This is a genomic window from Trichloromonas sp., from assembly GCF_041583255.1.
GTDB lineage: Bacteria > Desulfobacterota > Desulfuromonadia > Desulfuromonadales > Trichloromonadaceae > Trichloromonas.
Genome location: NZ_JBFHGD010000070.1, coordinates 1 through 14,486 on the forward strand (window position 1 = coordinate 1; position 14,486 = coordinate 14,486).

The 14,486-nt window shown below is 62.0% G+C and carries 15 protein-coding genes; 11 read left to right on the forward strand and 4 right to left on the reverse strand.

The features are described from left to right. Both ABYV89_RS07495 and ABYV89_RS07500 read left to right on the forward strand, forming a co-directional pair. Positions 1 to 988 (forward strand): hypothetical protein (locus ABYV89_RS07495; RefSeq protein ID WP_432822325.1); only part of this gene is annotated, 988 nt, incomplete at its 5' end. A gap of 100 nt (positions 989 to 1,088) precedes the next feature. Then, entirely contained in the window at positions 1,089 to 2,477 is a 1,389-nt protein-coding gene (locus tag ABYV89_RS07500; protein ID WP_432822326.1) for an outer membrane beta-barrel domain-containing protein, read from the forward strand. 133 nt (positions 2,478 to 2,610) lie between these two features. Here ABYV89_RS07500 and ABYV89_RS07505 read toward each other — a convergent pair whose 3' ends face one another. Together ABYV89_RS07505 and xerC are read right to left on the reverse strand one after the other, a co-directional pair. After that, the gene (locus ABYV89_RS07505; protein ID WP_432822327.1) at positions 2,611 to 3,213 is read right to left on the reverse strand and encodes a peroxiredoxin; all 603 of its coding nucleotides are present in this window, start codon (positions 3,211 to 3,213) and stop codon (positions 2,611 to 2,613) included. A gap of 94 nt (positions 3,214 to 3,307) precedes the next feature. Next, positions 3,308 to 4,207: a tyrosine recombinase XerC gene (xerC, locus tag ABYV89_RS07510; RefSeq protein ID WP_432822328.1), complete on the reverse strand. Its 900-nt coding sequence runs from the start codon at positions 4,205 to 4,207 to the stop codon at positions 3,308 to 3,310. A gap of 134 nt (positions 4,208 to 4,341) precedes the next feature. On the opposite strand from xerC, the gene ppc reads away from it, so the two are divergent. From ppc to ABYV89_RS07555, 9 genes are all read left to right on the forward strand, one after another. Beyond that, on the forward strand, positions 4,342 to 7,137 hold the full coding sequence (gene ppc / locus ABYV89_RS07515) for a phosphoenolpyruvate carboxylase (RefSeq protein WP_432822329.1): 2,796 nt from the start codon (positions 4,342 to 4,344) through the stop codon (positions 7,135 to 7,137). Between the two features lie 540 nt (positions 7,138 to 7,677). Then, on the forward strand, positions 7,678 to 8,415 hold the full coding sequence (locus tag ABYV89_RS07520) for a DUF3793 family protein (protein WP_432822330.1): 738 nt from the start codon (positions 7,678 to 7,680) through the stop codon (positions 8,413 to 8,415). 33 nt (positions 8,416 to 8,448) lie between these two features. Further along, positions 8,449 to 8,634 (forward strand): hypothetical protein, encoded by a 186-nt coding sequence (locus ABYV89_RS07525; protein ID WP_432822331.1) that lies wholly within the window; start codon positions 8,449 to 8,451, stop codon positions 8,632 to 8,634. 8 nt (positions 8,635 to 8,642) lie between these two features. Continuing rightward, on the forward strand, positions 8,643 to 9,002 hold the full coding sequence (locus ABYV89_RS07530; protein ID WP_432822332.1) for a hypothetical protein: 360 nt from the start codon (positions 8,643 to 8,645) through the stop codon (positions 9,000 to 9,002). A 76-nt stretch (positions 9,003 to 9,078) separates the two neighbouring features. Further along, positions 9,079 to 9,909, forward strand: coding sequence for an alpha/beta fold hydrolase (locus ABYV89_RS07535; RefSeq protein WP_432822333.1), 831 nt, complete (start codon positions 9,079 to 9,081; stop codon positions 9,907 to 9,909). After that, on the forward strand, positions 9,906 to 10,301 hold the full coding sequence (locus tag ABYV89_RS07540; protein ID WP_432822334.1) for a secondary thiamine-phosphate synthase enzyme YjbQ: 396 nt from the start codon (positions 9,906 to 9,908) through the stop codon (positions 10,299 to 10,301). Before ABYV89_RS07535 ends, ABYV89_RS07540 begins: the two co-directional genes overlap by 4 nt. After that, positions 10,298 to 11,449, forward strand: a complete 1,152-nt coding sequence (locus tag ABYV89_RS07545) for a DUF362 domain-containing protein (protein WP_432822335.1) — start codon at positions 10,298 to 10,300, stop codon at positions 11,447 to 11,449. Before ABYV89_RS07540 ends, ABYV89_RS07545 begins: the two co-directional genes overlap by 4 nt. A gap of 93 nt (positions 11,450 to 11,542) precedes the next feature. After that, the gene (locus ABYV89_RS07550; protein WP_432822336.1) at positions 11,543 to 11,980 is read left to right on the forward strand and encodes a response regulator; all 438 of its coding nucleotides are present in this window, start codon (positions 11,543 to 11,545) and stop codon (positions 11,978 to 11,980) included. Positions 11,981 to 12,012: 32 nt separating this feature from the next. Beyond that, positions 12,013 to 13,482 (forward strand): ATP-binding protein, encoded by a 1,470-nt coding sequence (locus ABYV89_RS07555; RefSeq protein WP_432822337.1) that lies wholly within the window; start codon positions 12,013 to 12,015, stop codon positions 13,480 to 13,482. A 15-nt stretch (positions 13,483 to 13,497) separates the two neighbouring features. Here the strand turns inward: ABYV89_RS07555 and ABYV89_RS07560 are convergent, their stop codons facing one another. Next, positions 13,498 to 14,244, reverse strand: coding sequence for an acyl-[acyl-carrier-protein] thioesterase (locus ABYV89_RS07560; RefSeq protein WP_432822338.1), 747 nt, complete (start codon positions 14,242 to 14,244; stop codon positions 13,498 to 13,500). A 22-nt stretch (positions 14,245 to 14,266) separates the two neighbouring features. Beyond that, positions 14,267 to 14,486: Smr/MutS family protein (locus ABYV89_RS07565; RefSeq protein WP_432822339.1), on the reverse strand; the 220-nt coding region annotated here is incomplete at its 5' end.

Below are 14,486 nucleotides of genomic sequence, written 5' to 3' on the forward strand. Positions count from 1 at the left end.
CATCGACGGCAGATCCCTCTATGCCGATCCCGGCTCAGGCCTTGCCCTCCCCGGCGATTCCCCCAACCGCCGCCTCGACCTGGAGAAAAACTGGAACGACGGGGAGTGGTTCAGCCAGCAGCTGGCCGTCGATCGCCTCAATCTGCGCGGCCGCCATGCCGGCATCGACTGGACCCTGGGCCGTCAGGCTATCGGCTTCGGCCGCATCAGTCTCTTCTCGCCGCTCGACATCATCGCCCCTTTCCCCCCGGATGCGCTCGACACCGAGGTGCGCCCCGGCGTCGACGCCCTGCGGTTCAGCCGCTACTTCGGCCAGGCCGGCCAGGCCGGGGGAACCCTGATCTTCGGCCAGCGGCGAAAACTGAACTCGTACCTGGTTTTCGGCGAGGAGAATGTGGCCGGCATCGACCTGCTGGCCATCGCCGGGCAGCTGCGCGAGCGGCCCATGGCCGGCGGCGGCTTCGCCAGCCAGCTCGGCGGCATGGGGATAAAAGCGGAAGCGGCTTACTACCAGGGGGAGCGGGCCGGCCGTTCCGGCGGTGATCTGCACAAGCAGTTCACCATTGCCGGAGTCGAAGCCGACTATCGCTTCGGCAACGGACTGGTCCTGTTCGTGCAGTACCTGTACAACGGCGCCGGCGTCGATGATCCGAATGACTATCTGTTGGCGGCCGCCTCCGCGCCGGTCCGGGAAGGGCTCAGCCACCTCCTCGGCCGCCACTACCTGCTGCTCGCCCCGGCGTATGAACTGCACCCGCTGGTCTCGCTGAACGGGCTGCTGATCTGGAACCTGCGGGACGATTCCTTCCTGCTGCGCCCGCTGCTGCGCCTTTCCCTTTCGGACAACCTGGCGCTGGAGCTTTTCTGGAGCTTCTTTCAAGGGGCAAAACCCGGAAAAACCGGGGTCCTCCCCGAAACCGTCATCCCCCGCAGCGAATTCGGATCCGCCGCTGACAACGGCGGTTTTTTTCTCAAATATTTTTTCTAAATAACCAAAACCAACTTGCAAACGTTAATAAACTTGGTAATATTCTGCAAGGATTTCCCACGGATGGGATAATTGAAAACGATTCACATGGAGGATTCAAATGAAGCACAAAATGTTTTTCAGTGCACTGATTGTACTGACAGTTAGCCTGCTGACCGCGGGATCGGCCCTGGCCGAAAACCGCGCCGGCGCCTTTACCCTGTCACCGATGGCAGGCGGCTATCTGTTTGAGGGAGACCAGAACATCGAGCACAAGAACCGGCTGAACTTCGGTCTGGGCCTTGGCTACAACATTACCGAAAACTGGGGTGTCGAAGCGGTTTTCAATTACATCGACAGCGCGAAGCAGAAGACCGCCGCCGGAAACAACGAATTCGACGGCTTTCTCTACCGCCTCGAAGCTCTCTATCATTTCCTTCCCGAAAACGCCCTGGTTCCTTACATTGCCGTCGGTGGAGGAACCCTCGATCTCAATCCGGAAATGGGCCATCATGATGACACCTACGGCGCCAGCTACGGGGTGGGCGTCAAGTATTTTGTCAGCGAAAGCGTTGCCCTGCGGCTTGACGCACGTCATTTCATCGGCTTTGACCAGAGCGTTGACGAAGGCCATAGCACCAACAACAACCTGCTCTACACCGGTGGCCTGACCTTCCTCATAGGCGGCCACAAAGCCCCCCCGGCCCCCCGCGACAGCGATGGTGACGGCGTGACCGACGACCTCGACAGATGCCCCAGCACCCCCAAAGGCATCGCGGTTGACGCCAGCGGCTGCCCGATTGACAGCGACGGCGACGGCGTACCCGACTATCTCGACAAGTGTCCCGACACCCCCAAGGGCGTAGCGGTCAACAGCATGGGCTGTGAGCAAGACAGCGACGGCGACGGCGTTGTCGACTCCAAGGACAAGTGCCCGGGCACCCCCAAAGGGGTCGCGGTTGACGCCAGCGGCTGCCCGCTCGACAGCGACGGCGACGGCGTTGCCGACCACCTCGACAAGTGTCCCAACACTCCCAAGGGAGCCCCGGTCGACATTAACGGCTGCCCGCTCGACAGCGACGGCGACGGCGTCTACGACTACCTCGACAAGTGCCCTGGAACTCCCAAGGGTGTCACGGTTGACGAAAAGGGCTGCCCCATTAGCTTCACCCTGCAGGTCGAATTCGACTTCAACAAGGCGGACGTTCGCCCCATCTACCATAACAACCTGAAGGAAGCCGCCGACTTCATCCGCAAATACCCGGCTCAGCAGATCCTCGTTGCCGGGCATACCGACAGCAGGGGTGCCGACAAGTACAACCAGGAGCTGTCCCAGCGCCGGGCCGAGAACGTCCGCAAGTACCTGATTGGCAAGTTCGGCATCAGCGCCGACAAACTGGTCGCCAAGGGCTACGGCGAAACCCAGCCCATCGCTACCAACGACACCGACGCTGGACGGCAGAAAAACCGCCGGGTCGAGGTCATCTGCTGTACGGTAATTCCCAAGTAAACCGCAGCTGAAGTCAAACGCATAAAGGGCGGCGGATCATCGTGATCCGCCGCCCTTTTAATTTCGCATTCCTGCCTGCCGATAAAAAAGGGAAGGCGACCCATGGGACCGCCTTCCCTTGCAGCATCTCCAGTTACAGCTTGTCGGCTTCCGCCGCCAGGTAGGAGGCAACCCCCTGCTTGTCCGGCCGCATCCCCTTGTCTCCCCTGTTCCACCCCGCCGGGCAGACCTCGCCGTGCTTTTCGGTAAACTGCAGGGCGTCGATCATGCGCAGCATTTCGTCGACATTGCGCCCCAGGGGGAGGTCGTTGACCACCTGGTGGCGCACGACTCCGGCGCAGTCGATCAGGAACGAACCCCGGAAGGCCACCCCGGCAGTATCGAATTCGACATCGTAGGCCCGGCAGATCTCATGCTTGACATCCGCGACCAGGGGATAGGTTACGGCGCCGATGCCGCCGTCTTCCACCGCCGTATTGCGCCAGGCGACATGGGTAAACTGGGAGTCAATGGAACAGCCGACAACCTGAACGCCGCGCTCTTCAAACTCCTGGATGCGGCGGCTGAAAGCGATCAGCTCGGTCGGACAGACGAAGGTGAAATCAAGCGGATAGAAAAAGAGCACGACATACTTGCCGGTATAATCAGAAAGGGAAAACCCGTCATTGATGGTGCCATCGGCCAAAACGGCGGCCGCTTTGAAGTCGGGGGCTTTTTTGCCAACGAGTACACTCATGAAACAATCTCCTTTCGAGTCGACAGGTAAATTTAACGATGAGTCGATTCTACCAAGGAGGCAAAAGGAGTCAAGACAATTACGACCTTTTTAGTCATTTTTTCCGACTGCGGGGATGGGCCTTGTCGTACACATCCATCAGACGGTCCACGCTGACCTGGGTGTATTTCTGGGTGGTGGAGAGCGATTCGTGGCCGAGCAGTTCCTGGATGGCCCGCAGGTCGGCGCCGCCGTCGAGCAAATGAGTCGCAAAGGAGTGACGCAGGGCGTGGGGGGAGGCATCCTTGAGGATGCGCCCGGCCAGCAGCTGCCGCTTGAGGTTGCGCTGCACACTGCGGGGGGTCAGCCGGCCGCCTCGATGGTTGAGAAAGAGCGGCGATTCGGCCACCACCGCCCCTCGCGCTTCGAGGTACGACTGCAGGGCCCGGATGGCCGGCCTACCGATCGGGACGATCCGCTCCTTGCTCCCCTTGCCGAGTACCCGCACCAGCCCCTCGGCCAAATCGACGCTGGCCACGTTCAGGCCGGTCAGTTCGCTGACCCGCAGCCCGCAGGAATAAAAGGTTTCCCAAATAGCCCGGTCACGCAGCCCGAGTAGGTCGCCTTGCTGGGCACTATCGAGCAGGGCATAAGCCTCATCTACCGACAGGGTCTGGGGGAGATATTTCTCCTGGCGCGGGGTGGAAATCAGCTCGCCGGGGTTGACTTCGAGCACCCCCTCGCGGACCAGAAAACGAAAAAACGTGCGCAGCGCGGCCAGCTTGCGGCCGATGCTCGATTTCTTGTGGGTTTTATGCAGCTGCGCCAGGTAGCGGCGCAAGACGATCTGGTCGACCCGCCGGATGTCTGCGGCAGTCGAGCCCGAAGCGGCGGGCAGCTTCCCTAAAAACAGGCAGAAGGCCTCCAGGTCGCGCAGGTAGGCGAGGCGGGTATGCGGAGAGACATTGCGCTCATCGGCCAGGTGCCGATCGAAGCGGGCGATAAGGTCACGCATGGGTTCATCCTTCACAATTGATACAGATTAGCATATCCTGTTGCCTTGCGTCACTCTTTCTGCCGGACAAACCACGTGCAAATGGCGGGATCAACGCTAAACTTATAGGCCACATCAATCAAAAGGAGCACTTCATGCCGACCGGCGAATCATACTGGCACGCGCAGGACCAGACCAGTCGACTGGAAGAACTGACCGCCTGCGACCCGCAGGCCAAAGAACTCCCCCTGCGCCGGGATGTCCGTTCGCTGGGCTACCTGCTCGGTACGGTGATCAAGGAGCAGGCCGGGCAGAAGATCTTTGCAATCGAAGAGCAGCTCAGGCGCCTTTCGATCCGCCACCGGGAGCTGGAAAACGCCCTGTCTGCCGAACAGGCCGATGGCGACGCCGAGCGCGAACTCCTGCGCCAGGCGGCTGAAATCATCGCCGGCATGAGTGTCGCCGATGCCTACCATATCGCCAAAGCCTTCGCCACCTTTTTCGAACTCACCAATCTGGCGGAAGCCCGGCACCACAAACGCCGCGGCCTGGCCCACCGGGTCAATAAGGCCGAAGAAAAACCGGGGACCATCCGGGCCACCCTGCAGCGGATGAAAAATGCCGGCATCTCGGCCGATGCGGCCCTTGACTGGCTGAGCCGCATCGAAGTCACCCCGGTGTTCACCGCCCACCCCACCGAAGTGGCACGGCGGGTGGTCCTGTTCAAGCGCCGCCGCATCGCCGCCGAACTGGAAAAACTCGATCGGCTGCCGATTGCCGAACCCGACGTGGAAAGCATCCAGCAGACTATCCTGGCCGAGATTACTGCCCTCTGGCAATCCGACGAAGTGCGTCGAAAAAAACCGGAGGTGCACGATGAAATCGTCATGGGCCTCGACCACTACTCGGTTTCGCTCTTGTCCCCGATCGCCCCGATCTACGAATCGATTGCCCGCCATTTCAACGAAGTGTTCCAGGTCGACCTTGCCCCGGCAGAGCTGCCGACGGTCCTCAGGTTCGGCTCCTGGATCGGCGGCGACCGGGACGGCAACCCCTTCGTCTCTCCGGAAAGCACCCGCGACGCCCTGCAGCAGGCCAGGGAAAAGATTCTGAACAATTATCTCGACTCCCTGGAACAGCTGCGCCAGCTGCTGACCCCCTCGACCTACCAGGTCGGCGCCTTCGCCCCGCTGCAGCAGGCGCTGGACGCCTATCGCCCGCAGTTTCCCGAAGCCATGCACGAGATCGACAGCCTGCCGACAGGCGAGTTGAACCGCCGGCTGCTGACCCTGATGCGGCACCGGCTGCGGCGCACGTTGACCGCCCCGGCCGAGCCGGAGGCCTACCCGAACGAAGAAGCCTTCGCCCGCGACCTGCAGCTGCTGGACGACAGCCTGCGGGCCTGCGGCGGCCGCCGCCTGGCCGACCAGCTGGTCGAACCGCTGCGCCGGCGGCTGACCACCTTCGGCTTCTACCTGCACACCCTCGACATCCGCCAGCATGCCCGCGTCCATGCCCAGGCGCTGCTCGAACTGGCCGCCGGGGCCGGACATGCAGACGATCCGGCCGCCCCGCTGCCGGAACCGCCATCGCCGCAGACCGGCGCCCTGCTCGACACCCTGCGCGCCATCGCCGGGCTGAAAAATACCTTTCCGCCACGGGCCATCCGCAGCTACATCATCAGCGGCGCGTCCTCGGTACAGGACATGCTGTCGCTGGTCTGGCTGATGGAGATGGGGGGAATTGCCGTCGCCGCAAGGCCGGAAAACAACGACCCGGGCGTGATGCCGGTGCCGCTGTTCGAATCGATCGAAGACCTGCGCAACGCCCCGGCCATCTGCCGCGACCTCTGGAGCCGGGCCGACTACGCGCCCTATCTTGATTCCTGGGGGCGCTGGCAGGAGGTGATGCTCGGCTACTCCGACTCCAACAAGGACGGCGGCATGCTCACCAGCAGCTGGGAGATCTTCAAAGCCCACCGCGCCCTGCACCAGGTCGCCGACGAATGCGGCATCAAGCTGCGCCTCTTCCACGGCCGCGGCGGCACCGTCGGCCGCGGCGGCGGGCCGACCCACCGGGCCATCATCGCCCAGCCGGAAGGGGCGTTTACCGGGGCCTTCAAAATCACCGAGCAGGGCGAAGTCATCCATTTCAAATACGCCGATCCGGCCCTGGCCCAGCGCAATCTCGAACTGATGATCGCCGCCTCACTCGAAGCGCTGACCCGCACCGGCCTGGTCGAAGCCGCCACCGACAGCGCCTGGGAAACCGCCCTCGAAGAGATGTCGGCCGCCGCCTTCTCCTGCTACCGAACCCATATTTTCGACAACCCGGACATCCTCCCCTACTTCGAGCAGGCCACCCCGGTACGCGAATTCGAACTGGCCAAGATCGGCTCGCGCCCGTCACGGCGCAGCCAGGGGCGCAGCCTCGACGACCTGCGGGCGATCCCCTGGGGCTTTGGCTGGATTCAGAGCCGGCTGCTGGTTCCCGCCTGGTTCGGGGTCGGCACCGCCCTTGAAGCGTTTGCCGGCAAAGGCGACCGCGAGCGTGAGCTGCTGCGCACCATGATGAAGCGGTTTCCATTTTTCTTCGACATGGTACGCAACGTCGAGATGTCGCTGGCCAAGGTCGACATCCCCCTGGCCCGTCATTATGCCGGACTGATCCAGGATGCCGAACTGCGCCGCCGGGTGCTGCCGATGCTGATCGACGAATTTCTGCGGACCCGGCGCATGATCCTCGAGGTGACCGGCCAGGAGCGCCTGCTCGAAACCAACCCCGACCTGTCTCATTCACTGAAACTGCGCAATCCCTACGTCGACCCGATGAGCCTGATCCAGGTCGAACTGCTGCGCCGCAAGCGTGCCGGCCAGGAAAGCGACGAACTCGACTACGTGCTGGCCGCCACCATCAACGGCATTGCGGCGGGGTTGAGAAATACCGGCTGAAACAGGTTCGGCCGTGGGGGGAAACGACCCAATAATACGATCATCAATTATGCACATAGCTCCGGTTGAATTTGGTTGGCCGACAACCGGACCCATCGTATTGCAGGGATAAGCAGGATATACAGGATGATTGACCAACCATTATCTTTTTTGACCTCATCCTGTCCTTCCTGGCTATCGCTGTTAAACGGCTTTTCGATTTCTACCCGCTTTACCCACTCCTTGAGTAAAGGGCATAACCAGATTCGATAATTTTCCGGCAATCAGATCAATGCATCCCCGTCCCGGAGAGGCTATGGCCTCTCCGGGGCAGGGAACACCTATCGTGTTTACCGGGGGGCGAGCTGGCGTTTATCTGCCAGCGCCAGCCCCCAACCGCCCTCCTTCCACGAGTAGAAATTTTGCAGGATATCCTCTGCGGCGCCCTGAAAAGACGACCACCGTCCCCCGGGCAACACGGATTAATCCTTGACAGCCTATGCTTCCTGCGGCATATTGAAAAGGAATTTCATTTCCATTGCACAGGGGAGCCATTCAGCCATGCCCACGCTGTCGAAGAACAATCCGCAATCGATTACACCGAACCGACTCTGGCAGGCCGTATCCGACCGGTTCCCCGAACAGCGGGACTGCCTGGCTTCGTTTCTGGCCTTCGAGTGCGCCGAGGTTCTGGCCGGCGTCAAACCCGGCAACCTGATCAATATCGTCAACCGCTGCAAACCCTGCGGCCGCAACCTGTACAAGTTGTGGCAGCGTTTTGGCCTGGACATCATGGCGCAAACCCCCTTGAGCGTGGAAATCCTGGCGGATCGCGGCCACAGTCTGCTGGTGTACACCTATCGCCCTGAACTGCTGGCGAACACGCTCGGTTCCCCGGCGGCGCAGAATTTCCTAACGCGCGCCGGCTACCCACTCGCGCCGGGCCCCGAAGAGGCCCTTGTCGAGCTGGGCAACCGCCTGAAACAGCAGGACTTCCCGCATGAAATCGGCCTTTTCCTCGGTTACCCGATCAAGGACGTCGAAGGGTTCCTCGGCTGGAGTGACCAGCCCTTCACCTGCCAGGGACCGTGGAAAATCTACGGTGACCCGAAGCCGAGCCTGCACCTGGCCGACCGGCACCGAAGCTGCCGCAACCGGATGATCCACCGGCTGGCACGAACCGACGACCCCATGCTCTGCATGGTTGCGCCCCCTGCTTCTGTGCGCCGCCCCAGGGAAGGAAAAAAACACCCGGGAGCACAATCCTCCCACCGAAATGACGCATTCTCTGCCGCATGAGCTATAATTCTCCTATCGTCAAAGGAGATTATAATGGGCAGCCCAAAAGATTGCGAAACTCCCCAGTATCACGACATGCACATGTGCAAGCTCCAGCGAAAGGGGTTGCTGGAAGAGATCGACCGACGCTCCAGCAGCCCCACCGTGGTCTGCGGCAAGTGCGGCGCCAGAGCCAACGAAAGCCGCGACCTCTGCCAGCCGCGGCCTGCTAACAGCTAACCGGATCGATGGCGCACCCGCCACCACTTTCTCTGGCCGAGGCCAGAAGATGTCACGGCGAAAACGGCCGCTGGGAGAATTTTGCCCGACGCATCCTGCATCATCCGGAGATCCGCCGGCAGCTGTGGCAACGGCAAGAGGGGCGATGCGCCCGCTGCAGCAAGCCCCTGAAATCGACACGGCTCTCGGTCCACCACCTGAATTACGAGCACTTCTGCTTCACCGACCAAAGCGACCGTAGGCGCAGCGGCCGCGGCCGCTGCCCGCCCTGCCAAAAGTGCAAAGAGGCGGAGGGCTGCCTCGAACAACTGGAGGCCCTCTGCCGGCTCTGTCACCATCGCCTGCACCGAGCTAAAACCCAAAAATAGCAGAGCCTTATGCCCCCTTTAGGCGTTGACGCCCCCCCGGCCGCATGCCATAATCGTTTCTCCTGAGGGAGGACACATGTATATTTTTTTCGCCCTGTTAGCCGTCCTGCTGGTCATTTGTGCCGGCTTTGTCGCAAGCAGCAGCGTGTTCGCCTGGTACGAGCAGGCCAACCGGCAGCCGCTGCTGATGACTGAACGGTTCACCCTGAAACGACTCTGGTTTGCCCTGCGCTTCATGGCCCTGGAAACCGCCTGCCTCTGCGTAACGGTGCTGCTGCACCCGCTGGGCTGGCTGCGCCCCTGGAAAAGAAACGTGAACCGGGAAGCGGTTCCGGTGCTCCTGCTGCACGGCCTCTTTCACAACCGCGCCTGCTGGCTGTGGCTGCGGCTGCGGCTGATGTTGCTGGGCGTTCGCTCCCTGCACAGCATCAACCTCCCCCCCTGGAAGGATGTCGAATCCCTCACCGAACGGGTCGCCAAGAAAGTCGATGAACTGCGTCTTGCCAGCGGCGCAACCAAGGTCCACCTGGTCGGCCACTCGATGGGCGGCATCATTGCCCGCAACTACCTGCAGATTCGCGGCGGGGCCCAGAAAGTCGACCGCTGCGTGCTCATTGCCTCGCCCAACAGCGGCTCTCGACTGGCCGCCCTCGCCTTGTCGCCGCTGGCGACCACCCTGATGCCGGGCTCGGAACTGCTGCAGCGCCTGGCGGCAGCGCCGATTCCCGCCTCGGCCAGAGTGTGCGCCATCTACAGCCGCCACGACAACATCGTGCTGCCGCCCGAGAGCGCCCATCTCACCGGAGCGGAGAACATCGAACTGACGGGGCTGGGCCACACCACCCTGCTGTACCATCCCCGGATTCTGCAAACCCTCTTCAGCGTCCTGGCAGGAAAAACCCCATGATCAGCATCGACGTCACCAGCCGGCGCCAGGTCGAAATGATCGACGTCACCGGCCAGGTCCGCGAAGCGATCCGCCGGTCGGCTGTTCAGACCGGCCTGGCGGTGATCTTTACCCCGCACACCACGGCCGCCGTGACCATCAACGAAAATGCCGACCCCGACGTCGTGAGCGACCTGGTCATGGAGCTGAACAAGATCGTCCCCTTCGACGACCACTACCGCCACGCCGAAGGGAACAGCGCCGCGCACCTGAAAAGCAGCCTGGTCGGCGCCAGCGAAACGGTGATCGTTGCCGGCGGCTTCCCCGTACTCGGCACCTGGCAGGGGATCTATTTCTGCGAATTCGACGGCCCGAGGCGGCGCCAGCTGCACATCCAGGTGGTCGGCGCATGAAGCCGCTGGTTTCTCTGCGGGCGGCCACCAGCTATGACCGCGCCGTCATCGAAGCTGCCCTTGTCGACCTGCTGGCCCCGCTGGGCGGCATGGAGGCCTTCGTCCGGCCGGGCCAGAAGGTTTTGCTCAAGCCGAACCTGCTGTCGGCCAAGGCTCCGGAGAAGGCTGTCACCACCCACCCCGAAATAGTGCGGGCCGTCATCCGCATGGCCCAGCAGGCCGGCGGCATCGTTTCGGTGGGGGATTCGCCGGGTGTCGGCTCCCCCCGTCACGTGGCGGCGCGCTGCGGCATCCTCGAGGTCATCGAGGAAACCGGTGCGACCTTCGCCCCCTTCAGCGAATCGGTTAAAGTCCGCCCCAAGGGGGCCACCTTCCATGAACTGGAAATCGCCCGCGACATCCTTGAGGCTGAAGTCATCATCAACCTGCCCAAATTGAAAACCCACCAGATGATGGGCTTTACCTGCGCCGTCAAGAACCTGTTCGGTGCCGTGGTCGGCATGCGCAAACCGCGCCTGCACCTGCAGGCTGGCACCGACAAGGCCTTTTTCGCCCTGATGCTGCTCGAACTGGCCGAACATGTCCGCCCTGCCCTGTCCATCGTCGACGCCGTCACCGGCATGGAAGGGGACGGGCCCGGCAGCGGCGACCCGGTCCACATCGGCGCCTTGCTGGCCGGCGCCGACCCGCTGGCGGTGGACACGGTAGCCGCCGACCTGGTGCTGATGCCACCGGAACAGAACTGGCCGCAGAAAATCGCCCGGCAAACCGGTCGTTACGGCAGTCGCATCGCCGAGGTGGAAACTGTCGGCGACGCCCTGGAGAGCCTGCGGCCGGGCAGTTTTCGACCATCGAAGACCGCCGACGTCAACTTTGGTCTCCCGCCGTTTCTCAAGAACCGTCTGCGTCGCAGCCTGACCGCCCTGCCGGCCGTTGACCTCTCGCGCTGCGAGGTCTGCGGCCTGTGCGTCAAACATTGCCCCCCCGAGGCGATGACCCTCGCCGGCGGCCGGTTGCAGATCGACTACAAACGCTGTATCGGCTGCTTCTGCTGCCAGGAACTCTGCCCCCATGGGGCCCTGCTGACCCGCCAGGGCCTGCTCCTGCGGCTGAGCCGGTTTCTACAGAAGCGGCCGAAAACGACATAGGGCAGGAAAAACCCTGGCGATCGTCTCGGTGAATCCGGGATGGACAAAGAGACTGCTTGCTTTTTAATTTATGCCTGGAGGGAGCCATAAATCATGAGTGAAGTGGAAATCCTGCTGGTCGAGGACAACCCCAACGATGTCGAACTGACATTGCATGCTTTCCGGAAAAACCACATAAACAACCCGGTCCAGGTGGTGCGTGACGGTGTCGAAGCCCTCGACTTTATTTTCTGCACCGGAAGCTACGCCGGTCGGGACATCGGGCGCCCACCCAGGGTGATCCTGCTCGACCTCAAGCTGCCGAAAATCAACGGGCTAGAGGTACTCAGGCGCATCAAGGCCGACGAACGCACCCGAACCACCCCGGTCGTGGTTCTCACCTCATCGAGGGAAGAGCGGGATATCGTCGAAAGCTACCGCCTCGGCGTCAACAGCTACATCGTCAAGCCGGTAGACTTTCAACAGTTCAATGAGGCGGTGAAAAACCTGGGCTGCTACTGGCTGCTGCACAACCAGACCCCGGCGCGGTAGCACGGATCATTCCTCTTTCATCAGAGATCCAGATGACCACTGAACTTTGCATAAAAATCCTCGTACTCGAAGACGTGCCGGCAGACACGGAACTGATGCTCAGGGAACTGCGCCGCCACGGCATTGCGCCGATCTGCCTGCCGGCCGGAACGGAAGCGGAATACCTCGCCGCCCTGGACCAGGCGCCAGACATCATTCTTGCCGATTACTACCTCCCCCGATTCACAGCCCTGCATGCGCTCGAGCTGCTGCAGGTGCGGGGGATGAACGTTCCTTTCATCGTGGTGTCGGGGAGTATCGGCGAAGAAAAAGCCGTCGAGATGATGCGCCTTGGTGCGGCCGACTACCTGCTCAAAGACCGCCTGGCCCGGCTCGGTCCGGCCGTGCTGCAAGCCATTGAACAGAGTCGCCTGAGGCGAGAGAAACGGCTTGCCGACGAAGCCCTGCGGGTCAGCGAAGAACGCTTCAAGCTGGCGCTGGACAACGTCCCCCACCCGTTCGTACTCTACGACGACAGCCTGCGCATCCTCTTCGTCAACGCCAGCGGGGCCCGTTTTTTCGGCCGGCAAGAAAGTCAGATCCTCGGTCGCCGGGATCAGGACCTGTTTCCCGCGGAGGTGACCGAATGCTTTTTGCCGGAGCTACAAAAAGCGAGGGACCTTCGCCAGCGACAATCGGTAGAATGCGTCCTGCCGCTGCCCACCGGTGAGCACATTTTCCAGATCCACTACGTCCCGCTGCTTACAAACGACGAATCGATCAGGGAGATTCTCGGCATTGCCGTTGATATCACCGAGTGGATGCGCATGGAACGGCTCAAAGACGACATGCTGTCGGCGGTCAGCCACGAAATGCGCACACCGCTGACGGCGATTATCGGTTTTTCCGAGTTCCTGCTTGAAACCCCGGTGGACCGCACAAAACGGGCGGAGTACCTCAAGATTATTCATCGCGAAAGCGAACGGTTGAAAGAACTGGTTGAAAACATCCTCGACCTGCAGCGGCTCAAAGCCAGGTTCAACAACAACGATTTCGACCTGTTGATCATCAAGCGGCTGCTGCAGAAGGCCCTCAATCGCTGCTATGCCGAGCGGGGCGATTATGTCTTTGTGCTCGACTGCCCGATGAACCTGCCGCTGCTCGAAGGAAATGAGGCCCACCTCTTTCGAGCCCTGGAGAACCTGCTGGCCAACGCGGTCAAATACTCCGAACAGGGCAGCACCATCACCCTCGGCGCCCGGATCGAGGAGGGGCAGGCCCTGCTGTGGGTCAAGGATCAGGGGGTCGGCATCCCCGAACAGGCCCTTGACCAGGTTTTCGACCGGTTCTTCCGCGTCGATACCGGCAACCAGCGTAAATCGGGAGGGACCGGGCTGGGGCTGGCGCTGGTCAAAGAGATCGCAGAAGAGCACAAGGGGCGGGCCTGGGTCGAGAGCGCGCTGGGCAAAGGGAGCACCTTCTACCTGTCGCTGCCGCTGAAACAGGACGAAAGCCCGGCCTGACCGCAGGCAGCCGAATCAGTCGCGCGGGATCCAGGAGGAACGCAGACGGGTCAGTTCCCGGCCGTCGCGCTCGCTGACAAGCTGGTGGAGGAATGTCGGGGAGGGCGAGGCAACTTCATCCTGAATTCTGGACAGCACCCGGTCACCGTAGGTTACCGGAGCCCGATAGCCAATCTCCAGATCGGCCAGTTGGCAGGATTCCTCAACGTCGGAAGGCACCGCCTCGAGGGCCCAGGCGGGATAAACCGTATTGTTGACGTGGTCGTTGATGTCGAGGTCGGCCCGGCGCACCCGGAATGCCATCTCTTCTTTGAAACCGGCCATCTGAGGCAGGGATTTGAAATCGGACGCCAGGGCCCGCCGTTCATGCAGGGGATAATCGGGCAGGGCGCTGTCCAGCCGGACCGGACGGCCGCTGGCCACATCGATCACGGCCCAGGAGGTGGTCGCCAGGGCGACCAGGCGCTCCTCCTGATCCTTCACCTCGAAATCGCGCAGGGCAAAGAGCCCTTCCCGTCCAGAGGGCCAGGTCTGCACGCGGAGACAGTCCCCGGCATGGGGATAGTGCAGAAAGCGGGCCTGGGTGCGGGACAGAACCCAGGTCAGGTTGCGCGGACGCAGGTCAGCCACGGCGATTCCGAGCCGGATCGTGTGCTCGCTGGCGGCGTCCTGCAGGTAATCAAGAATCGTCACCGGCCGCACCCGGGCCCGGTGATCGACTTCGTAATAACGAACCCGGTACTCTTTAGTTAATATCAGCACAAGCCCCTTCCTGCCGAACCGGTCAGTTGACCTGCCCGGGCGGACTCAGCTGCACCAGGGTCGCCCCCCATCCGCCGCCAGACGCATCCGCCAGCCGAAAAGAAACCACCGACGGCAGCCGCTTGAGAATCGAGTGCACCCGGCGCTGCAGAATCCCATGCCCTTTGCCGTGGATAATCCGCACCTGCAGAATCCCCAGTTTCTGACACTCACCCAGGTAATCGGGAATCAGGGTGCCGACC

Bases quoted from the DNA above. Each gene is read 5' to 3' on its own strand.
- ABYV89_RS07525 (WP_432822331.1), top strand. From the start codon at position 8,449: ATGGGCAGCCCAAAAGATTGCGAAACTCCCCAGTATCACGACATGCAC.
- ABYV89_RS07520 (WP_432822330.1), top strand. From the start codon at position 7,678: ATGCCCACGCTGTCGAAGAACAATCCGCAATCGATTACACCGAACCGA.
- ABYV89_RS07500 (WP_432822326.1), top strand. From the start codon at position 1,089: ATGAAGCACAAAATGTTTTTCAGTGCACTGATTGTACTGACAGTTAGC.
- ABYV89_RS07545 (WP_432822335.1), top strand. From the start codon at position 10,298: ATGAAGCCGCTGGTTTCTCTGCGGGCGGCCACCAGCTATGACCGCGCC.
- ABYV89_RS07535 (WP_432822333.1), top strand. From the start codon at position 9,079: ATGTATATTTTTTTCGCCCTGTTAGCCGTCCTGCTGGTCATTTGTGCC.
- ABYV89_RS07550 (WP_432822336.1), top strand. From the start codon at position 11,543: ATGAGTGAAGTGGAAATCCTGCTGGTCGAGGACAACCCCAACGATGTC.
- xerC (WP_432822328.1), bottom strand. From the start codon at position 4,207: ATGCGTGACCTTATCGCCCGCTTCGATCGGCACCTGGCCGATGAGCGC.
- ABYV89_RS07530 (WP_432822332.1), top strand. From the start codon at position 8,643: ATGGCGCACCCGCCACCACTTTCTCTGGCCGAGGCCAGAAGATGTCAC.
- ppc (WP_432822329.1), top strand. From the start codon at position 4,342: ATGCCGACCGGCGAATCATACTGGCACGCGCAGGACCAGACCAGTCGA.
- ABYV89_RS07540 (WP_432822334.1), top strand. From the start codon at position 9,906: ATGATCAGCATCGACGTCACCAGCCGGCGCCAGGTCGAAATGATCGAC.
- ABYV89_RS07505 (WP_432822327.1), bottom strand. From the start codon at position 3,213: ATGAGTGTACTCGTTGGCAAAAAAGCCCCCGACTTCAAAGCGGCCGCC.
- ABYV89_RS07555 (WP_432822337.1), top strand. From the start codon at position 12,013: ATGACCACTGAACTTTGCATAAAAATCCTCGTACTCGAAGACGTGCCG.